Genomic DNA, 19,084 nt, shown 5'->3' with positions numbered 1-19,084 from the left:
TTCGCCTTCGGCGCCTCCTACCAGGCGGAGATCCGCGACAACCTCACCGGCCACACCTTCTCCGCCGAAGCCTCCTTCCGCTTCTGAGCGGCAAGGCGGACCGCTCTCTCAGCCGTCGATCCCGGTCTTCGTCATAGTGTTGGGATCGGAACAAAGGTCATTATGAGAGAAATCGCGAAATCTGAGAAAATTTGGCATTAATCCGTCATATGGTCCACGTTATATTTCCGACTTAAGAATTTGACGCCTCTTTCTGCTTTTTGGCCCTGCTTGTTTTTGGGGCTTCCTCTCAAGAGGCGTTGCCCTATCCCTTCAGTCGTCCAGAGAAAGAAGATGCACCGCCAGCGTCGAACGAATAATCGACTGACACTCGCCGTTAGCAAGACTGTGATCACGCTTTTCGTGACCACATTCAGCTGGTCCGCACTGACGGTGGATGGCTCCGCGGAGACTGTCAGCGTCAAGGGCGAGCCGCTCTTGATCACCCTTGTGGGTGGCAATGGTGCAGATGGGGACGATCCATATTTTGGATCGAAGACCCATGCGAGTCCCGGACACGAAGGCGGCTCTGTGACGGCCACGGTGACTGGCGGACCGATCAAGGACGGCCCCACCGGCCCGGTATCCGTCATTGTCACGGGAGGAAAGGGAGGAAACGCCTATACGGGCGCCTATTCGTTCACCAGCCCGGAAAACGGAGCCACCGGCGGCGCGGGCGGCACGATAGACCTCACAATCGAAGCGAATCTGGTCGGCGATACGGGCGGAAGCGGCGCAGTCGAATTCATTCTGGACCTCGTCAGCGCCGCGACGGGTGCCGGAGCGGTCAATCTGATCGCCGATGGCGGCGTGGGAGGTGACGGCAATCCTTCGGGAGGTGGAACCGGGACAGCCGGCACCGGCGGCTCGGGAGGCACGACCACCGCGAAATTGTCGGGATCGATTTCGTCCAGCCGAACCAACGGCGCCGGCGTTGTCGCCAGGGCCAACGGCGGTGACGGCGGTACAGCGAACGGATCCAATCGCAACACCGGGACGAACGGCGGTGCAGGTGGTGCCGGCGGCACCGTCACGGTCACCGGAACTGGCATTTCTATCACGACGACCGGCACCAATTCGCCCGGCATCCTCGCAACCGCCAACGGCGGTGACGGGACGGACGGCAGCCCGAACCAGGCAGGCTTTACGTCGAAGCCGAATGCCGGAGGCGACGGTGGGGCCGGAGGGGCCGTGAAAGTGACGCTTGATGCCGGCACGACCGTGACGACATCGACCGACTCGTCGCCGGGCGTTCTCGCCGAAGCGAACGGCGGTGCGGGCGGAAACTCCGGAGCGGTCGACATCTCGCTTGATGTCCGGTCTGGCCAGGCTGGACGCAGCGGAAACGGCGGCACCGCAGAGATCACGTCTGCTGCCACAGTCACGACCTCGGGCGATGCCGCGCACGGGATTGTCGCGCAGTCTCAGGGAGGCGCCGGGGGTGACGGAACCGGACAGATCGGCCTTATCGTGTCTGACGGGACCCCGGGCGCCGGCGGCGGCAACGGTGGAACGGCGACCGTAACCCACGAAACCAAAGGCTTGATCACGACCGGTGGCCAGGGAGCCTATGGTATCATCGCCCAGTCGCTTGGAGGCGTTGGCGGGGGCGGTGGAAAGGCCGACTCAGCAGCGGTCTCGCTCGGCGGAGATGGTGGAGCTGCAGGCTCCGGCGGCAAAGCGACAGTGACCAACGCCGGCTCCGTGACCACGTCCGGCCAGGGCTCACCCGGCATCACCGCGCTCAGCGTCGGCGGTGGCGGTGGCATCCTGCTCGGAGAAACTGTGCAATCGTCTGCTCCCCCCCAGGGTGGCGGCGACGGCGGCACGAGCTTCTCGATCCTCGGTCCCTTCTCCATGGGCGGAACCGGAGGCGGCGGCGGGGATGGCGGCGATGTCAGCGTCTCCAATACCGGCTCCGTCACCACCAAGGCGGCGAACTCGCACGCCATCCAGGCTCAGTCGATCGGCGGTGGTGGCGGACAAGGGGGCGGCGCTTACGACTTCGGTCTGTTCGCGAGTGTCACGATTGGCGGTGACGGCGGCAACGGAGGTGACGGCGGCGCGGTCTCCATCAATTCCGACGTGACGTCCAAGCCAGCCTCGCCCTCCGGCAAGATCCTCACCGAAAGGGCCAGCTCCTACGGCATCTACGCGTCATCGGTCGGTGGAGGTGGCGGCGACGGAGGGGCGACACTCGGCGTGGCGCTCGGCCTGCCAACGGAACTCACGGCGGGAGCGGCCTACTCCGTGCAGGTGGGCCTCGGAGGAACCGGCGGAGACGGTGGCGACGGCGGCACGGTCAACGTCAACAACATCTCTGAAATCACGGTCAAGGACATCAATTCCTACGGCATCTTCGCCCAGTCTGTGGGTGGCGGTGGCGGCACCGGTGGCTCGTCCACCGGTGTGAGTCTGTCTCTCGGCGCCCCCTCCTCCATCCCGTCCGGATCGGTGGCCGTCGATATCGGCGGCAAAGGCGGAGGCGGCGGCAAAGGCGGGGACGTTGCGGTCAACAACTACGCCTCCGTGGACGCCACGGGAGATATGTCCGGCGCCCTTCTGGCGCAATCCGTTGGCGGCGGTGGCGGCGCTGGCGGTGACGCAACGGGCTATTCGGCCGCGATCAACGGCTTCAACTCCGGAAGCGCCACTGTGACGGTGGGCGCCAAAGGCGGCGACGGCGGCTCGGGCGGCACGGTCACGGTCAAGAACGAAGCTTCGCTGTCTACGGATGGGCAGTTCGCCGATGCGCTTCACGCCCAGTCGATCGGCGGCGGCGGCGGCACCGGTGGGAACGGAGCGTCCTACGCCGTGCCGGGCGTGATCCCCACGGGAAAGAACTTCACCGCTTCAGTCTCCGTCGGCGGCAGAGGCGGCAAGGGCGGTGACGGGGCTGCCGTTTCCGTCACCAATGCCGGGGAGATCGAGACCGACGGTCAGGGCTCGCGCGGCATCTTCGCCCAATCCGTGGGCGGCGGCGGCGGCAACGGCGGTGGGGCCCAGTCGATCGGTATTTCGACGACGGAGGCGGCGAACGTCGGCGTCGGTGGCACCGGTGGCTCCGGCGGTTCCGGCGGCTCGGTCGACGTGACCAACGAGAAGGCGGGTACGATCACGACGCAACAGGACGGCGGCTCCGGCATCGTCGCCCAATCGATCGGCGGCGGCGGCGGCACCGGCGGCTCCGCGTCGGCGTCGCAAGCATTCGCAACGGGCAGCGCTGCGGCGAATACGCTCAAGGCGCTCAGCAGCAAACTGAAGGATCTGGCCAGCAAGGTCGGCGGCGAAACGTCGAAATACAGCGCCAGCCAGTCGGTGAACGTGGGCGGCAAGGGTGGCGTGGCCGGAGACGGTCGAGACGTTACCGTCACCAACGATGGCACCATCACAACGTGGGGCGACAAGGCGGAGGGCATCATTGCCCAGTCGATCGGCGGCGGCGGCGGCGTTGGCGGAGCTGCGACGGGCGCCGGCGCCGCGCTCGTAAACATCGACGTGAACGTCGGCGGGGCCGGCGGCTCGGCCGGCGACGGTGGAGCCGTGACGGTCACCAACTCCGGCTCAGTGACGACGAACTCAGCCTTCTCAATGGGCGTGTTCGCGCAATCCGTCGGTGGCGGTGGCGGCACCGGTGGCTCCGCTCTCGACAAGTCTTCAGCAGTCGCGAACACCTCGTTCCAGTTCGGCGGCGGCTCGGGCACATCCGGTGCCGGCGGTTCGGTTGACGTGACAAATACGGGTCCGGTCACGACCAAGGGGGCTCACTCGCACGGTGTCGTCGCCCAGTCGGTCGGTGGTGGTGGCGGCACGATCGCCGTCAACTTCCAGGATTTTCAGTATCTTACGCAGCAGACGACGGGCCAGACGGATGGCAATCCGGGCGTCAGCGACGATGCGCAGATCTATACCACCCCCGGATCCCCGGACGGCGGGGCGGCGGGGGCGAGCGGCGGCTCGCTGGGGCTGAGCTTCAATTTCGCCACGAAGGGCGGCAACTCCGGCGACGGCGGGACGGTTTCGATCACCGCCGGATCGACCATCAAGACGTCAGGCGACGATGCCTATGGCGTGTTCGCTCAGTCGGTCGGCGGGGGCGGCGGTCTTGGCGGCGCCAACTCCGGCCCGGTCGGGATCGCCAATGTGCAGATCGGCGCAGATGGCGGTGCGGGCGGCAACGGCGGCGAAGTCAAGGTGACCCTCAAAGAGGGACTGTCCATCAAAACCACCGGTGTGGGGGCAGCCGGTATTGTGGCCCAGTCCATCGGAGGCGGCGGCGGCCAGGCTGGCGGCGTCACCGGCTCGTGGGGGCTCAACTTCGGAAGCGGCCGCGACAATGTTGGCGGCAATGGTGGAAATGGCGGCAAGATCACCATCCGCACCGAGGAGGGCGCAAGGGCCAGCATCACCACCAGCAACATCGGTGCTCATGGCATCTTCGCCCAATCCGTGGGCGGCGGCGGCGGCGCAGTCGGCACTTATGACGGCATGATCACGCTGCACGGATCCGAGGCCCACAACGGCGCTCCCGGGGGCGGCGGTGACATCGAAATCGACTACACCGGCGCAATCTCGGCCACCGGCAAAAACTCCGTCGGTATCTTTGCCGAAGCGACGGGAGGCACGGACACGGTCGGCGGCGATATCTCCTTCACGGCCATCCCCACGATCGGCGTGACCACGAACGGCACAATTGTCGGCGGAAAAGGCAACCGTGGCGCCGGCATTGCCCTGATCGGCGGTGGCCAGAACACGATCACCATTGCCGGCGGAAGCGTGTCGGCGGGCACCGGAGGCTTCGCCGTTGCCGCACTCCAGTCTGCAGACGGAATCTCCCAGGTCTCCGTGATCAACAACGGCACGATCATTGGCGATGTGGATCTCGGGCGCAGCGCCAAGAACAGCTTCCAGAACAACGGCACCTTCTATCCAGGGCCGAACGTGATCATCAACAACTCGACCGGGGATGCCTATTGGTATCCGATTTCGAGCGAACTCCTGGTGAACGGCACCCCCAGCGACGATCTGGGCACCTACACAAAAGGGTCCGACACGTTCACGGACGCCGGTCTCACCAATGTCGGGGGCGTTGGCAAGATCGCGGCCAGCCGGTTCGACGTCAGCACCTACGTCCTGACGAAGGCTGGTGTTCTGCAGGCCGATATCGACTTCAACGGCGCTCAGGCCGACATACTGACGGTAACCGGCAAGGCTGAGATGAATGGCGAGGTTGCGCCCTACCTGACCACCTTGCCAGCACCTTCTGGCCTTAAACCGGTCACCGTCTTTACGGCTCAAGAGTTGATCACCGGCGATCCAGCGGCACGGGATACGCTGGCCGCCCAGTATTCGTCGTCGGTCACGACCGATCGTCGCAATGTGACCGTGTCGTTCGATGGACTGCAGTTCAACAATAGCGCGGTGCAATCCTCGGCCGCCAAGAACATAGCTGCGAACTTCCAGCGCGCCTGGGAGGGCGGTACCGTCGGTCAACTCTCTGACGAGTTGGTGCAGCTGGCCAACATCCCTGTCGGCCAGGAAGCGGCCTACAACGACGCGTTGGAAGGCGTGTCTGGCGAAGGCAGCGCAGCTGCCGCATCGGCTGCGCCGGTCACCGCGCAGCGCTTCGCGAACGCGCTGCATTCGTGCCCAGTCTTCGTCGGCACATCGGCCTTTCTTATGGAGGAGAGCTGCGTCTGGTCACGGGTCGTCGGAGGTCGACACACCGAATACAACTCCTCCGGAATTAACGGCTACGACATTGATTGGAGCGCCTTCCAGATGGGCGGCCAGAAGGCGCTCGAGAACGATTGGTTTCTGGGCGGAGCTCTTTCACTCGGCCAGTCGAACCTCGACAGCAACGACGGCACCCATGGGTCCAATGCCAACGATTACGCCGTCGGTCTGGTTGTGAAGAAGCGTATCCACGACGCTTGGGAAATAGCAGTGTCGGGAAGCTACACCTATGCAACGGCCGACACCTCTCGATTGGTCGCCTCCGAGTTGGCTCGCCTTCCGAATGGGCTCTTTCCGCTCGCCACCTCCAGCAATGATGCCCATACGCTGGCCGGCCGCGTCCGCTTTGCCTACTATGCGGACCTAGGTCGCTTTTACGCCAAGCCGATGGTCGACCTCGATGCAGTCTATCTTCACGTTCCGGGCTACAACGAGAGCGGGGCGGGTGATTGGAACCTGCACTACGGAGCCGAAAGCGACTATCAGGCTGCCATCAGTCCTAGCCTGGAGGTGGGGCGCCGGATCGATCTCGGACTCGGTACCATGCGCGCGTACGCCCGCGCCGGTTTTACCTATTGGAACGACAGGGACTGGGAACACGCGGTCAGATTCGAAGGTGCCGCCGCTGGTGACCAAGGCCACAGCAATGTTTTCGACGGCTCTGAATTCTACGGCAAGGGCGCGCTTGGGGCGGAGATTGTGTCCGGCGAAGGGCTGGAGTTGCGTGTCGAATATGAAGCCCAGGGAAACAGTGACTTCCTAAACCAGAACATCTCTGGGCGGTTAAGCTATCGCTTCTGATTGCTTGCCGCAGAACAAAGGGCCAATGCGGCCTAATGGTCGAACGCAACATCAAGCGATAAAATGCGGTGTTCTGCCCGTGAAGCAACCGCACCGATCCGTCGTAGGCACAGTTCCATTCGTCGCGTCGTCATGAGGCGACTGGCGGAAGCGGCTCGCCCCCGGCGCGGTAGGCCCGCATCTTTCGACCTTGTCCCGAAAATGCAGCCCCGACCGGGGCCACCGTCCGGTCTCAAGGTGGCAGGAGTACAATTGCGTCGAGTAGCACACCATTACCTTCCTAGGGTGAGGACCCATAAAAGGGATTCCGTTGGAGGCGGGTTCGTGTTTCACGGTCTCTGAAGGAAGATCACCGATGGATCGTGATTGCTTCTGGCTCAGTGAAGACCAGTTTGCGCGGCTTCAGCCGTTGCTTCCGACCGATACGCGCGGCAAGCCGTGTCGACGATCACCGTGTGATCAGCGGCATCGTGCATGTGCTGAAGTCGGGCGGTTGCTGGGTTGATGCGCCATCGGTCTACGGACCTCGCAAGACCCTCTACAATCGCTTCGTCCGATGGGCCGCCAAAGGCGTTTGGGGCTGGAGATCTTCCATGCTCTGGCCTACGCAGGGGCCTCCGGCACAGGTTTTGATCGTTCCTCGGCGGTGAAAGCGCGCCGCCGCGCATCCTGCGGCAAAGGGTGGAGCGCGCTCAAGTAATCGGCCGGTCCCGCGGCGGGCGCACCACCAAGATCCATGCCCTGCCCGACGGCCGATGTCGTCCAATCGTCTTGCTCCTGAAGGGGCGGCCAGGTTGCCGATTGCACCGCCGCAGAGCGGATGCCAAGGAGCCGGATGCTGCTCGGCGACAAGGGCTATGACACCGACGCGATCCGCCGCAAGGTTGAGGCAAAGGGGCAATGCCCAACATTCCGCCGAAGGCCAACCGGCGCTGGAAAAACTGCTTCTCGCCCTTCCTCTGCCGCGACCGCAACGCCATCGAGCGCATGTTCGGGAGGCTCAAGGACTTCCGACGCATCGCCACACGCTATGAGCGATCGGCAACCAACTTCCTTGCCGAAGTCTGCATCGCAGCAACCGTCAGCAACTGGTTATGAGTCCAGACCCTAAGTGAGATGAAGAACCGCCTTGGACGCCGTCACCCGGAAACAGTCCGCCGCGATGGGTTTCTTCGAGAGCGGAAAAGATGATGTGACTGTTGTCTACTTTAACGGACGGGTCGACTGACGGGGAATCAGGGATGGGGTGGCGACCCTGAGGCGGTCCCCCCGCCGTCCCGCGCCAAGCTCCAGAAGCTCAAGCGCGGACGTGGCGATTTGGTCGAAGGGAACACGGACCGAAGTCAGGGGCGTCGGCAGCCGGCTGACCAGCGGAATATCGTTGTAGCCGACGAGGGATATGTCGTTTGGGACCGACAGGCCCATTTGCGACAACGCCGACAGTGCGCCGATTGCTGTATTATCGTTCACAGCGAAGATCGCCGTCGGGCGCCGGTTGAGCTCCATCAGCCGATGCGCGGCATCGCCCCCAGCATCCATTCCGAATGTCGATTTCACGATCCAGTCCGGCTCAATCTCCACGCCTGCCTCGGTCATCGCCTGTCGGTACCCTGCCACCCGGTTCGCGGAACTAGACGCGTAGGATGGTCCCGCGATGAGGCCAATGTGGCGGTGGCCCAGGTCGAGGAGATGACGGGTAGCGAGGTAGCCGCCGAGATGGTCGTCACCAACCGATGCTGGGCTCTGACCGTCTGTCCTCAGTGTCAGCACATAATTCACGCCGCGCTGGTCGAGTTGGGAGGGAAAGTCGTCGTCCATCCGCGTGGTCGACAGGATCAGCCCGTCGACGCCGCGGCTGAGCAGGGTGTCGGCGGCTTCGCGGCCCGCGTCTGGGTTGTCGTTGGTGGTGGCCACGATGGCGAACTGGCCGGTGCGCCCGCAGGCCCGCGCGATGGCCTCGTAGAGCATCGCCATGACCGTGTCGGTCAGCCGCGGCACGATCACCCCGATCGTCATCGTCCGCCCGCGGCGCAGGCTGGCCGCCGAGACGTCGCGGACGTATCCGAGCTCCGCGGCGACCTTGCGCACCCGGCGCGCGGTCTCACTGTCAGAACGCGGCAGACGGTCGTCCAGGATCCGCGAGACCGTGGATTTCGAGACGCCCGCTGCCGCCGCCACGTCGAGAATGGTGACGCGGGGCTTCCGCTCCGCTGAATCGATCTCGCCGGTCACCCTACCGTCCTCGCCCTTCGCCGCTCCGCACGCCCGCACATTCCCCTTGACTCATCTTTCGCCTGACCGTTATCTGGGAACGTTCCCACAAACGATCCCTTCTCGCAAGTGCGAACACGCCGGCGCAGGAATGGGAACGTTCCCACAGACAATGCTGGAAGGAAATGCCGATGTCTGTCATGGATCTTCGCGGGCTCAACCCCGCCCCGGTCACCGCCTTCACCAAGTCCGGTGAGGTCGATCACGATGCCAACGCCAAGGTGGCCCGCTGGCTCGCCTCGATCGACGGGGTCAAGAGTCTCGTGATCCTCGGCCACGCCGGCGAGGGGACGTTCCTGACGTCCGACGAGCAGGTGGCGCTCATCCGCACCTACGCCGAAGCCGTCGACAACCGCATCCCGATCGTCGCCGGCATCACCGGCGAAGGCACCAAGGTCGCCGCCCTCGAGGCGAAGCGGGCGCGGGAAGCCGGCGCCACCGGCGCCCTCGTCTACCCGAACCACGGCTGGCTGCGGTTCGGCTTCCAGAAGGGCGCCCCGCAGGAGCGCTACCGCGCCATCTACGAGGAATCGGGGCTGCAGTGCATCTTGTTCCAGTACCCCGACGCGACCAAGGCCACCTACGATCTGGAGACGCAGCTGGAGATCGCCGGTCAGCCGGGCGTGGTGGCGACCAAGAACGGCGTGCGCAACATGCGCCGCTGGTACACTGAGATTCCGCAGTTGCGCGCCGCCCATCCGGATCTTCAGATCCTGTCGTGCCACGACGAGTGGCTGCTGCCGACGATGTTCGACGTCGACGGTCTCCTCGTCGGCTACGGGTCGGTTACGCCGGAGCCGCTGGTCGAGCTGATTAAAGTCGGCAAGGCGCAGGACTATGCCGGCGCCAGGGCGATCCACGACCGGCTGCTGCCCGTGACCCAGGCGATCTATCATCGCGGGTCGCACATGGAGGGTACCGTGGCGCTGAAGATCGGCCTCGTGCATCGCGGCATTCTGGACCACGCGACCGTTCGCGAACCGCTGCAGCCGCTGGGCGAAGCCGCGGAGCGGGAGATCCAGGCGGCGATGGAGGCGGCCGGCTTCGCCGCCGCCCGGCAGACCAAGGCCGCCTGATCCGGCGACCCGAAGGACCGGCCGCGCCGTTCGTTCGCGAAGGCGCCGTCCGGCAGCACGGATGAGACTGCAACGGAGGAGGGGGGCGCGGCGCGATCGGGCCCCCCGAGCCGGAAAGAAAAACCAGGGAGGAATATCGTGATCCAGTCAATGAAGCTCGGCCTCGGCTCGGCGATCATCGCCGCATCCGCGGCGTTCGCGGCGGTGGTCCCGGCCCAGGCCCAGGACGTGCGCATCGGCGCCATGCGGGAAGGGTCGTCGTGGTACGTGTTCGCGGCGACCTTGGAACAGATGATCGAGCCGATTCTCGGCAACAACTCGGTCGAGGTGATCGCCCGCGGCGGCGGCGTGGCCAATCCGATGGTGGTGGAGAACGGCAAGGCGGAAATCGCGCTGTCCAACGTCGCGACGGCGGTCTGGGCCCGCGATGGCGCCGACCTCTATCAGGGGGCGTCCGCGCCCGACATCCGCGCCCTCGTCGGCGGGCTCAACAGCGTCTATGTCGGCGCCATGGCCCGCAAGGAGTTCATCGACAAGGCCGGAACCGAGGACCTCGTGGAAATCATCACCTCGGGCGAGCCGATCCGGCTCCTCATCAAGCCGACCGGATCGAGCGCCGTACCGACCGCGGAAATGATCCTCGAGGCCTACGGCTCGAGCTTCGACAAGATCAAGGAGGACGGCGGAGACGTCATCCAGGTCGCCGCCGCCCAGATCCCCGATCAGCTCCGCAATGGCAACGCCGACATCTACATCGACACCATGATCAAGGGGCATCCCACGATCACGGAGGTCAATCTGACCTCGGACGTGGTGTTCCTCGACATTCCGCCGAAGGCGATGGACCTGCTCGCCGAGAACGGTCTGCAGCCGGGCACCTACGGACCCTGGTTCGAGGACCAGACGAAGGCCAACACCGGCGCCAACCTCGGCACGGTTCTGATCGCCAGCGCCTCGCTGGACGACGAGGTCGCCTACCAGATCACCAAGGCGCTGGTGGAGAACGCCGGGGCGATGGGCGAGGCCCATGCGGCATGGCGAAACTTCAACCCGGAAGAGGGGTGGAAGCCAGAGAATGTGGGCATCGACCTGCATCCCGGCGCGATTCGCTACTACAAGGAGCGTGGCTGGCTGTAGGCGCGGGCCGGGTGGCGCGGGCGTCCGCCGGCGCCACCCGGTGCGGCTCACACCGCCGAGGAGGCTTGTCCATGCCCTCGAAGGTTCGTCCCTCCGTTCTGGGTTCCGCGATCTTCCTGATCGGGTTGGCGTTCATCGCGTTTCAGGGCTGGATCCTGCTGGAACCGCAGCAGCCGATGTTCCAGCGCCCGGTCCATCTCTGTTTCGCGCTGGTGCTTCTATTCCTGTGCCGGCCGCTGACAGCGCCCTGGATGCCGCGCGCGCTGCGCATCGCCCTGGACGCTCTGGTGCTGGCCGCGACGCTCGCCGTCGCCGCCTACTACCTCACCGGCTTCGAGCGGCTGACCACCCGTATGGAGAACGTCTCGCCGGTCTTCCCGGTGGACATCTGGGCGGGCGCCATCCTGATCGCGCTGCTGCTCGAGGGTGCGCGGCGCGCCGTCGGGTGGATTCTCGTGGCCGTACTTCTGGTGTTCATCGCCTACGCCTTCCTGGGCGGGGCTTTGCCCGGCTGGCTCTCGTTCCGCGGCTTCACCCTCGACGCAGCGATCGAGATCAGCACCATGACGACGGCCGGCGTGCTCGGCATCACGACCTCCACCTCGGTCGACTTCGTCTTCTATTTCATCCTCTTCGGCGCCTTCTATGCCGCCATCGGCGGTGGCCAGCTTTTCATCGACCTCGCCATCCGGCTTGCCGGCCGGGCCGTCGGCGGCACCGCCAAGACGGCGATCATCGCGTCGAGCCTGATGGGCTCCATCTCCGGCAGCGCCGTCGCCAACGTCGTCTCCACCGGCGTGTTCACCATACCGCTGATGAAGCGCTGCGGCTTCAGGGGCCACCAGGCCAGCGGCATCGAGGCGATCGCGTCGACCGGCGGGCAGCTGATGCCGCCGGTGATGGGCGTGGCGGCGTTCATCATGGCGGAGATGCTGAACGTTCCGTACGCGCGCATCGCGCTGGCGGGCCTCATCCCGGCCGTCGCCTTCTATCTGGCGCTGTTGCTCGTCGTCGACCTGGTGGCACGGCGCGACGGCCAGCGCGCGATGACGGCCGAGGAGGTGGCGCAGACCGCGCCGCTCCTGCCGCGCATTCACCTGCTGCTGCCGCCGATCGTTCTCGTCACGGCGCTCGTCTACGGCTATTCGGCGTCCTACGCCGCCGTGTTCGCGACACTGAGCTGCCTGGTCGTTCCCTACCTCCGCCGCAGCACCTGGATCGGCAGCGAGCGCATCGTCGGCGGCTTGCGCAACGCCCCCCGCCAGGCGGCCGAGGTCGCGGTTCCCATCGCTGCCATCGGGCTGGTGATCGCCGTCGCCGTTCAGTCGAACCTGGCGCTGAAGTTCGCGGCGTCCCTGCTGTCGCTGGCGGAAGGGTCGATCTACGCCTCGCTGGGCCTGGCGATGGTCGGCTGCATCATCATGGGCATGGGGCTGCCGACGGTCGCCGCCTACATCATCGGCGCGGTGCTCTACGTCCCGGCCCTGCAGAAGCTCGGTCTCGAGCCGCTCGCCGCCCACTTCTTCATCTTCTACTACTGCGTCCTGTCAATGGTGACGCCGCCGGTGGCGCTCGCCTCCTTTGCGGCGGCCGGCGTCGGCCAGGCATCGGCGATGAAGACGAGCATGTCGGCGTTCGGGCTCAGCCTCGTCGCCTTCTTCATCCCCTTCGGCTTCGTGTTCGATCCCGCGATCCTGGGCCAGGGCAGCGCCGGGGCGATCGCCACGAGCGCGCTCGCGCTGATGGTCTCTACCGCGCTGTGGGCGGTCGCTTTCGGCGGATGGTGCGGCCGGCCGCTCGCGCTGCCGCTCCGGATGGTCGTCGCTGTTGCTGGCATCCTCGCTGTGATTGAACCGTTCGGATCGCCACTCTGGCTCGCCGGAATTGTCATCGGCTGGGGCGTCCTGGCAGCCGCATACCTCGCCTTCCGCCTGCATTGGCGGACGGTCGGCAATCACCTCTTCATTCAACCCGCGGAGTAGCGAAGTGGCGTGGCGGACATGGCCTGCCGAAGGCCGGACCTGGACCGATAAGGATGGGCGCACCCTGCGCCAGGTGACGACCCACCCGTCGATTCAACACCATCCCTTCTTCTTCGTGGATGCGTTCGATCAGGCGATGCTGCGGCTCGTGTTTCTATCCCACCGCACCGGCCGGCCGGAGATCTTCGTCGAGGATCAGGAAAGCCTGGAGCTGATCCAGCTCACCGATGAGGAGGCGCTCGCCGAATGGTCGGTCATTCCGTCCAGGGACGGCCGCTGGATCTACTACGTCGCTGGTCAGTCAGGCTACCGGGTCTCGCCGACCACCGGCGAGCGCGAGTGTCTGATCCATTTCGGCGCCGCCGAGATGCGCGAGAAGGGCATGGTCGGGGCGGCGATGGGCACCACGGCGCTGTCGGCTGGCGGACGCTGGTGGGCGGTTCCCGTCCGCGACGGCGCCATCACCCGCTTCTGGATGGTCGACACCGAACGGGGCTCGGCCGAGGTGTTTCTGGAAAAGGCCACCATCGGCCATCCGCAGTTCTGTCCCGACGACGACGACCTGATCCTGTATGCCGGCCCGATGACCGACAGGGTCTGGGTGACCGACCGCAGCGGCCGGCAGGATCGGCGGATGCATCGGCGCACCCACGATCTGCAATGGATCACCCACGAGGTCTGGCGTCCGGGACACCGTTCGATCCTGTTCGTCGACTGGCCGAACGGCCTGGGCGAGATCGACGTCGCCACCGGCGAGGTCAGGATGTTGACCGATTTTCCGGTCTGGCACGGCGCCCCCGACGCATCGGGACGGCGTCTGGTCTGCGACACCAATTTTCCGGACATCGGGATCCACTTGCTCGACCTCGCCGAGCGGAACCGGCAGCGCGCCCATTTCGTCTGCCGGCCTGAGGCAAGCTCGATGGGCGAGCATTGGGCCGGGCCATTTCCCTACGCCAACGGACCGGTGAAGGTCTACGCGCCTCAGCACACCCATCCCCACCCCCGCTTTTCCCCGGACGGTCGGCAGATCGTGTTCACCTCCGACCGTAGCGGCACCGCCCAGCTCTACGTTGCTTCCGGCGACTTGTGATCGCCTCAATCGATGACTGACATAGGTGCCGGTGACGATAGATCGGCTGCGTGTTTGAGGCCGACCGATCAACGTAGAGCGTTTGACGGTCGCGGCATGCTGAAGATCGCCAACTCTGTGGTGTAAGTACATTCGCAAAGCGGATTACCCTGGCTGACCGCTCAACAGCGGTCAGGCCAGCGAACTCACTCCGGCCTAGAGTGCAGCTCGACGGAGCTGTCCCTAATTTGTCCCTATCACGCAAAAACGCCCCGGCCGGAGGTCGGGGCGTTTTTACAAAGCATTGATTTTACTTCGGACTTTTGGTTGCGGGGGTAGGATTTGAACCTACGACCTTCAGGTTATGAGCCTGACGAGCTACCGGGCTGCTCCACCCCGCGTCAGCGGTGAAGCTCATGTAGCAAACGCCCCTGCCGGGTGAAAGGGGCCAGCGACATTTTTTTGTCATCTCCACCGAAACTGCACAGGCCCGCACAAGCTTTCGGGGCGTCGCGCAGGCGAGCACCGGTCCGTACCGCGCGGATCTGCGCACTTTCGCGCGCGTTCGCGCAGCGACCACGGTGCGCAGATCGTTCGCGCCGTCGCCGGATCGGGTGAGCCGGTGGCGGGTCATGCCGGGACTGGAACGGTGGATTTGGAGGGAAGCGTCCGGAATAGCGATGGTGCGGGTGGTCGGGCTCGAACCGACACTCTGTCGCCAGAACCGGATTTTGAGTCCGGCGCGTCTACCAATTCCGCCACACCCGCATCGCGCCGAGGCCTCGACATGCCGGCTCCAGGGAGCGCGGCGGCATGGCCCGTGGGGGCGGGAGCGCCAGCGGAAGGTGCGCACCCGGCCCGGCTCGTGCTCCTAGCCGGAAATCCGTCCCCTGTCGACCGGTTCGCGCGGCGTGGGCCGGCGGACGGGCGCTTGCGCCCCGCTTCAGGCGCTGTCCGGCTTCGGCCGGGTGCCGAACAGCGCCGAGCCGACCCGCACGTGGGTGGCGCCGAACGACACCGCCGTCTCGAAGTCCGCCGACATGCCCATGGACAGGCCCGCCACGTCGGCCTCGCGTGCCAGCTTCTTGAGGAGGGCGAAATGCGGCCCCGGCTCATCCTCCACCGGCGGAATGCACATCAGCCCGGCAATGGCGAGCCCGTGCACCTCCCGGCAGCGGGCGACGAAGGCCACCGCCTCGCGCGGCGGGATGCCCGCCTTCTGCGGTTCCTCGCCGGTGTTCACCTGCACGAACAGGGCAGGACGGCGGTCCTGGCGGGCGCACTCGGCGGCGATCGCCGCGGCGATCTTCTCCCGGTCGACGGTATGAATGGCGTCGAACAGCGCCACCGCCTCCTTCGTCTTGTTGGACTGGAGCGGCCCGATCAGGTGCAGTTCGACGTGCGGATGGGTTTCCTTGAGGGCGGGCCACTTGGCCTTCGCTTCCTGCACCCGGTTCTCGCCGAACACCGCCTGGCCGGCCGCAATCAGCGCCTCGGCGTCTTCGGCCGGGAAGGTCTTGGAGACGGCGATCAGCGTCACGGATCCCTTCGCGCGCCCGGCGATGCGTTCCGCCCGCTCGATGGCGTGGGTCACCGCGTCCAGCCGTTCCGATGGGTTCGCGCTCATGCTCGTGCCTTGTCCTTGCCGGGTTGCCGGGCCCTTCCTTAGCAAACCCGCCCCCGGCGGTTCCAGTTGACCGGGGTGCCGATTTTTGGTGACTGTCTGCCGACACCGCACCAGGCCCCCTCTACACGAGCAGATTCCGTCCGATGACGACACCGGAGCGCTACAACGCCCGCGACGTGGAAATGCGCTGGCAGCGCGAGTGGGAGACGCACGGCGTTTTCCGCACCCGTAACGAAGACCCCCGCCAGAAATACTACGTGCTGGAGATGTTCCCCTATCCCTCGGGGCGCATCCACATGGGCCACGTGCGCAACTACGCCATGGGCGACGTCATCGCGCGCTACAAGCGGGCGAAGGGCTTCAACGTGCTGCACCCGATGGGCTGGGATGCGTTCGGCATGCCGGCGGAGAACGCGGCGATGCAGAACAAGGTGCATCCGCGCGACTGGACCTACTCCAACATCGCCCACATGCGCGGCCAGCTGAAGCAGATGGGCCTGTCCATCGACTGGGACCGCGAAATCGCCACCTGCGACGTCAGCTACTACCAGCAGCAGCAGCGCCTGTTTCTCGACTTCTACAAGGCCGGCCTGGTCGCCCGGAAGACGGCCAAGGTGAACTGGGATCCGGTGGATCAGACGGTGCTCGCCAACGAGCAGGTGATCGAGGGCCGCGGCTGGCGTTCCGGTGCGCTGGTGGAGCAGCGCGAGCTGACCCAGTGGTTCTTCCGCATCACCGACTACAGCCAGGAGCTGCTTGAGGCGCTCGACGGGCTGGAGCGCTGGCCGGAAAAGGTCCGGCTGATGCAGAAGAACTGGATCGGCCGGTCGGAAGGCCTGCGCGTGCGCTTCGAGCTCACCGGGCGCGGTCCGGACGGCTCGTCAGACCTGGAGGTCTTCACCACCCGGCCCGACACCCTGTTCGGGGCCAGCTTCCTGGCGGTGGCCGCGGACCATCCGCTGGCGATCGCCGCCGGCGAGCGCGATTCGGCCCTGCGCGACTTCCAGGCCGAGTGCCGCAAGCTCGGCACCAGCGCGCTGGCCATCGAGACCGCCGACAAGAAGGGCTACGACACCGGCCTGCGTGCCCGTCATCCTTTCCAGCCGGACGTGACGTTGCCGGTCTTTGTGGCCAACTTCATTCTGATGGAGTACGGCACCGGCGCCATCTTCGGCTGCCCGGCCCACGACCAGCGCGACCTGGATTTTGCCCGCGCCTACGGGCTGCCGGTGACGCCGGTGGTGCTGCCGCCGGATGCGGATCCGGCCGTCTTCACCATCGCCGACGAGGCCTATACCGGGCCGGGCACCATCTACCATTCCAGCTTCCTCGACGGCCTCTCCATCGAAGACGCCAAGGACGTGGTTGCCACCCGGCTGGAAAAGCGCGCGCTGGACGGCGCCCCGCAGGCGGAGCGCCAGGTCAACTACCGCCTGCGGGACTGGGGCATCTCGCGCCAGCGCTACTGGGGCTGTCCGATCCCGATGGTCCACTGCGAGGCCTGCGGCACGGTACCGGTGCCTGAGCGCTTCCTGCCGGTGGAACTGCCCGCCGACGTCAGCTTCGACCGTCCGGGCAATCCGCTCGACCATCATCCGACCTGGTCGAAGGTCGACTGTCCGGAGTGCGGCAAGCCGGCGCGCCGCGAGACCGACACGATGGACACCTTCGTGGACTCGTCCTGGTACTTCGCCCGGTTCACCGCGCCGCATTCGCCCGCGCCGACCGAGGTCGAGGCCGTCGATCATTGGCTGCCGGTCGATCAGTATATCGGCGGTGTCGAGCACGCGATCCTGCACCTGCTTTATTCGCGCTTCTTCCTGCGCGCCATGAAGAAGACCGGCCACGCTCGGCTCGACGAACCGTTCGCGGGCCTGTTCACCCAGGGCATGGTCACCCACGAGACCTACAAGGACGAGGCGGGCGCCTGGCTTTTCCCCGAGGACGTGGTGGTCCGCGATGGCGCCCACGTCCATGCGAAGACCGGCGCGCCGGTGACCGTGGGCCCGGTGGAGTCCATGTCGAAGTCGAAGAAGAACGTGGTCGACCCGACCGCGATCATCGAATCCTTCGGTGCCGACACCGCCCGCTGGTTCATGCTGTCCGACACGCCGCCGGAGCGCGACATCCAGTGGACCGAGGCCGGCGCGGAAGGCGCCCACCGCTTCATCCAGCGTGTCTGGCGGATGGTGCAGGACGCCGCACCGGCGCTGAAGGGCGTCAGGGAAGGCGACGGCTCGGGCGCCGATGCCGAGACTATCCGCAAGGCCATGCACCGCGCCGCCGCGGCGGTGGAGAACGACATCGAGAGCCTGGCGTTCAACCGCGCGGTCGCCCGCGTCTACGAGTTCGTCAACGCGCTGCACCCGTACATGGCAACGGGAGTGAGCTCTTCCGACATCGCGCCGGTGCTCAAGAAGGCGCTGCGCTATCTCCTGCAGATCATCGGACCGATGACACCGCACCTTGCCGAGGAAGGCTGGGCGGCGCTCGGTTATGACGGGCTTCTCGCCCGCGCGGCCTGGCCCGAGGTCGACCGGTCGCTTCTCGTCGACAGCACGGTTACTCTGCCGATTCAGATCAACGGAAAGAAGCGCGCCGAAATCCATGTCGAGCGCTCCGCTTCGCCGCAGGAGATCGAAAGCGCCGTGCTGGAAATGGAAGACGTCCGCCGTCACCTGGACGGCCGCTCGCCGAAGAAGGTCATCGTTGTCCCGCAAAGGATCGTCAATGTGGTCGTCTGAGACAGTTCGCACCGCCCGGTCCCTTTGCGCCGGAATGGTTGTCGCCGTCGGTCTTGCCGCGCTGGGCGGTTGCCAGGTGAAGCCGCTCTATGGCGACGTCGGGATGGCCAGCAACGCCGACGTGCAGGCCCACCTCGCCGCCGTCTCCGTGCCGCCGGCCGGCTCCCGGTCGCTGCTGGAGTTCGTGCGCGAGCTGACGTTCCGGCTGCACGGCGGCGGCGATCCCGCCCCGGTGCGCTACAGGTTCACCTATCTCACCAACGACCGGACGGCCTCGCTGGCCGTGCCTGTGACCCTCGACGAGCCGACCGCGATCTCGGTGACGCTGGGGGTCGACTTCGTGCTTTCCGATGCCGATACGGGCCTGACGCTCCTCACCGGCACCAGCTTCGCCACGGCCACCTACGACTATTCCACCCAGCGCTTTGCCAACGCGCGCGCCGCCATCGACGCCCAGGACCGTGCCGGCCGGGCCGTTGCAGAGGACATTTCCAACCGGCTGGCGGCCTATTTCTCCGCCAATCCGCGACCGCTTGCGCCGAAGGTGACGCCCGCCGTCGCCGCCGCGCCCGCTTCCGCGCCGGTCGACTGATCGTTCA

9 protein-coding genes, 2 tRNA genes and 1 pseudogene are annotated in these 19,084 nt (G+C 66.0%); 8 read left to right on the top strand and 4 right to left on the bottom strand.

Annotated features, from left to right (window positions below):
* The first annotated feature begins 333 nt into the window (after positions 1-333).
* Positions 334-6,576, top strand: a complete 6,243-nt coding sequence (locus C507_RS0115160) for an autotransporter outer membrane beta-barrel domain-containing protein (RefSeq protein ID WP_156829323.1) — start codon at positions 334-336, stop codon at positions 6,574-6,576.
* A gap of 355 nt (positions 6,577-6,931) precedes the next feature.
* Positions 6,932-7,674 (top strand): annotated as a pseudogene (locus C507_RS22860) (IS5 family transposase).
* A gap of 105 nt (positions 7,675-7,779) precedes the next feature.
* On the opposite strand, the gene C507_RS0115150 reads toward C507_RS22860, so the two are convergent.
* A complete protein-coding gene (locus C507_RS0115150) occupies positions 7,780-8,808 on the bottom strand; it encodes a LacI family DNA-binding transcriptional regulator (RefSeq protein WP_018700560.1) in 1,029 nt (342 codons plus the stop codon).
* 170 nt (positions 8,809-8,978) lie between these two features.
* On the opposite strand from C507_RS0115150, the gene C507_RS0115145 reads away from it, so the two are divergent.
* From C507_RS0115145 to C507_RS0115130, 4 genes are all read left to right on the top strand, one after another.
* Entirely contained in the window at positions 8,979-9,923 is a 945-nt protein-coding gene (locus C507_RS0115145) for a dihydrodipicolinate synthase family protein (protein ID WP_018700559.1), read from the top strand.
* Between the two features lie 138 nt (positions 9,924-10,061).
* Positions 10,062-11,060, top strand: coding sequence for a TAXI family TRAP transporter solute-binding subunit (locus C507_RS0115140; RefSeq protein ID WP_210162141.1), 999 nt, complete (start codon positions 10,062-10,064; stop codon positions 11,058-11,060).
* Between the two features lie 71 nt (positions 11,061-11,131).
* Positions 11,132-13,042 carry a TRAP transporter permease gene (locus C507_RS21575; protein WP_018700557.1) on the top strand — a complete coding sequence of 637 codons (1,911 nt, stop codon included), beginning with the start codon at positions 11,132-11,134 and terminating at the stop codon, positions 13,040-13,042.
* Positions 13,043-13,046: 4 nt separating this feature from the next.
* Positions 13,047-14,135 (top strand): oligogalacturonate lyase family protein, encoded by a 1,089-nt coding sequence (locus tag C507_RS0115130; protein ID WP_018700556.1) that lies wholly within the window; start codon positions 13,047-13,049, stop codon positions 14,133-14,135.
* 303 nt (positions 14,136-14,438) lie between these two features.
* Here the strand turns inward: C507_RS0115130 and C507_RS0115125 are convergent.
* The 3 genes from C507_RS0115125 to C507_RS0115115 form a co-directional block, all read right to left on the bottom strand.
* Positions 14,439-14,515 (bottom strand) — tRNA-Met (locus tag C507_RS0115125).
* A 280-nt stretch (positions 14,516-14,795) separates the two neighbouring features.
* Positions 14,796-14,882, bottom strand: a tRNA-Leu gene (locus C507_RS0115120).
* A gap of 175 nt (positions 14,883-15,057) precedes the next feature.
* On the bottom strand, positions 15,058-15,741 hold the full coding sequence (locus C507_RS0115115; RefSeq protein WP_018700555.1) for a YggS family pyridoxal phosphate-dependent enzyme: 684 nt from the start codon (positions 15,739-15,741) through the stop codon (positions 15,058-15,060).
* 143 nt (positions 15,742-15,884) lie between these two features.
* Here C507_RS0115115 and leuS point away from each other — a divergent pair, with 143 nt between their 5' ends.
* Together leuS and C507_RS21565 are read left to right on the top strand one after the other, a co-directional pair.
* Positions 15,885-18,485: a leucine--tRNA ligase gene (gene leuS / locus C507_RS0115110; RefSeq protein ID WP_018700554.1), complete on the top strand. Its 2,601-nt coding sequence runs from the start codon at positions 15,885-15,887 to the stop codon at positions 18,483-18,485.
* A 34-nt stretch (positions 18,486-18,519) separates the two neighbouring features.
* A complete protein-coding gene (locus C507_RS21565) occupies positions 18,520-19,077 on the top strand; it encodes a hypothetical protein (protein WP_018700553.1) in 558 nt (185 codons plus the stop codon).
* The last annotated feature ends 7 nt before the right edge of the window (positions 19,078-19,084 follow it).

The organism is Amorphus coralli DSM 19760 (genome assembly GCF_000374525.1).
Taxonomy (GTDB): Bacteria; Pseudomonadota; Alphaproteobacteria; order Rhizobiales; family Amorphaceae; genus Amorphus; species Amorphus coralli.
This window is presented reverse-complemented; position numbering and strand designations above follow the sequence as displayed.

Coding starts and splice junctions, on each gene's coding strand:
- C507_RS21575 (WP_018700557.1), top strand. CDS start 11,132: ATGCCCTCGAAGGTTCGTCCCTCCGTTCTGGGTTCCGCGATCTTCCTG.
- leuS (WP_018700554.1), top strand. CDS start 15,885: ATGACGACACCGGAGCGCTACAACGCCCGCGACGTGGAAATGCGCTGG.
- C507_RS0115160 (WP_156829323.1), top strand. CDS start 334: ATGCACCGCCAGCGTCGAACGAATAATCGACTGACACTCGCCGTTAGC.
- C507_RS0115115 (WP_018700555.1), bottom strand. CDS start 15,741: ATGAGCGCGAACCCATCGGAACGGCTGGACGCGGTGACCCACGCCATC.
- C507_RS21565 (WP_018700553.1), top strand. CDS start 18,520: ATGGTTGTCGCCGTCGGTCTTGCCGCGCTGGGCGGTTGCCAGGTGAAG.
- C507_RS0115145 (WP_018700559.1), top strand. CDS start 8,979: ATGTCTGTCATGGATCTTCGCGGGCTCAACCCCGCCCCGGTCACCGCC.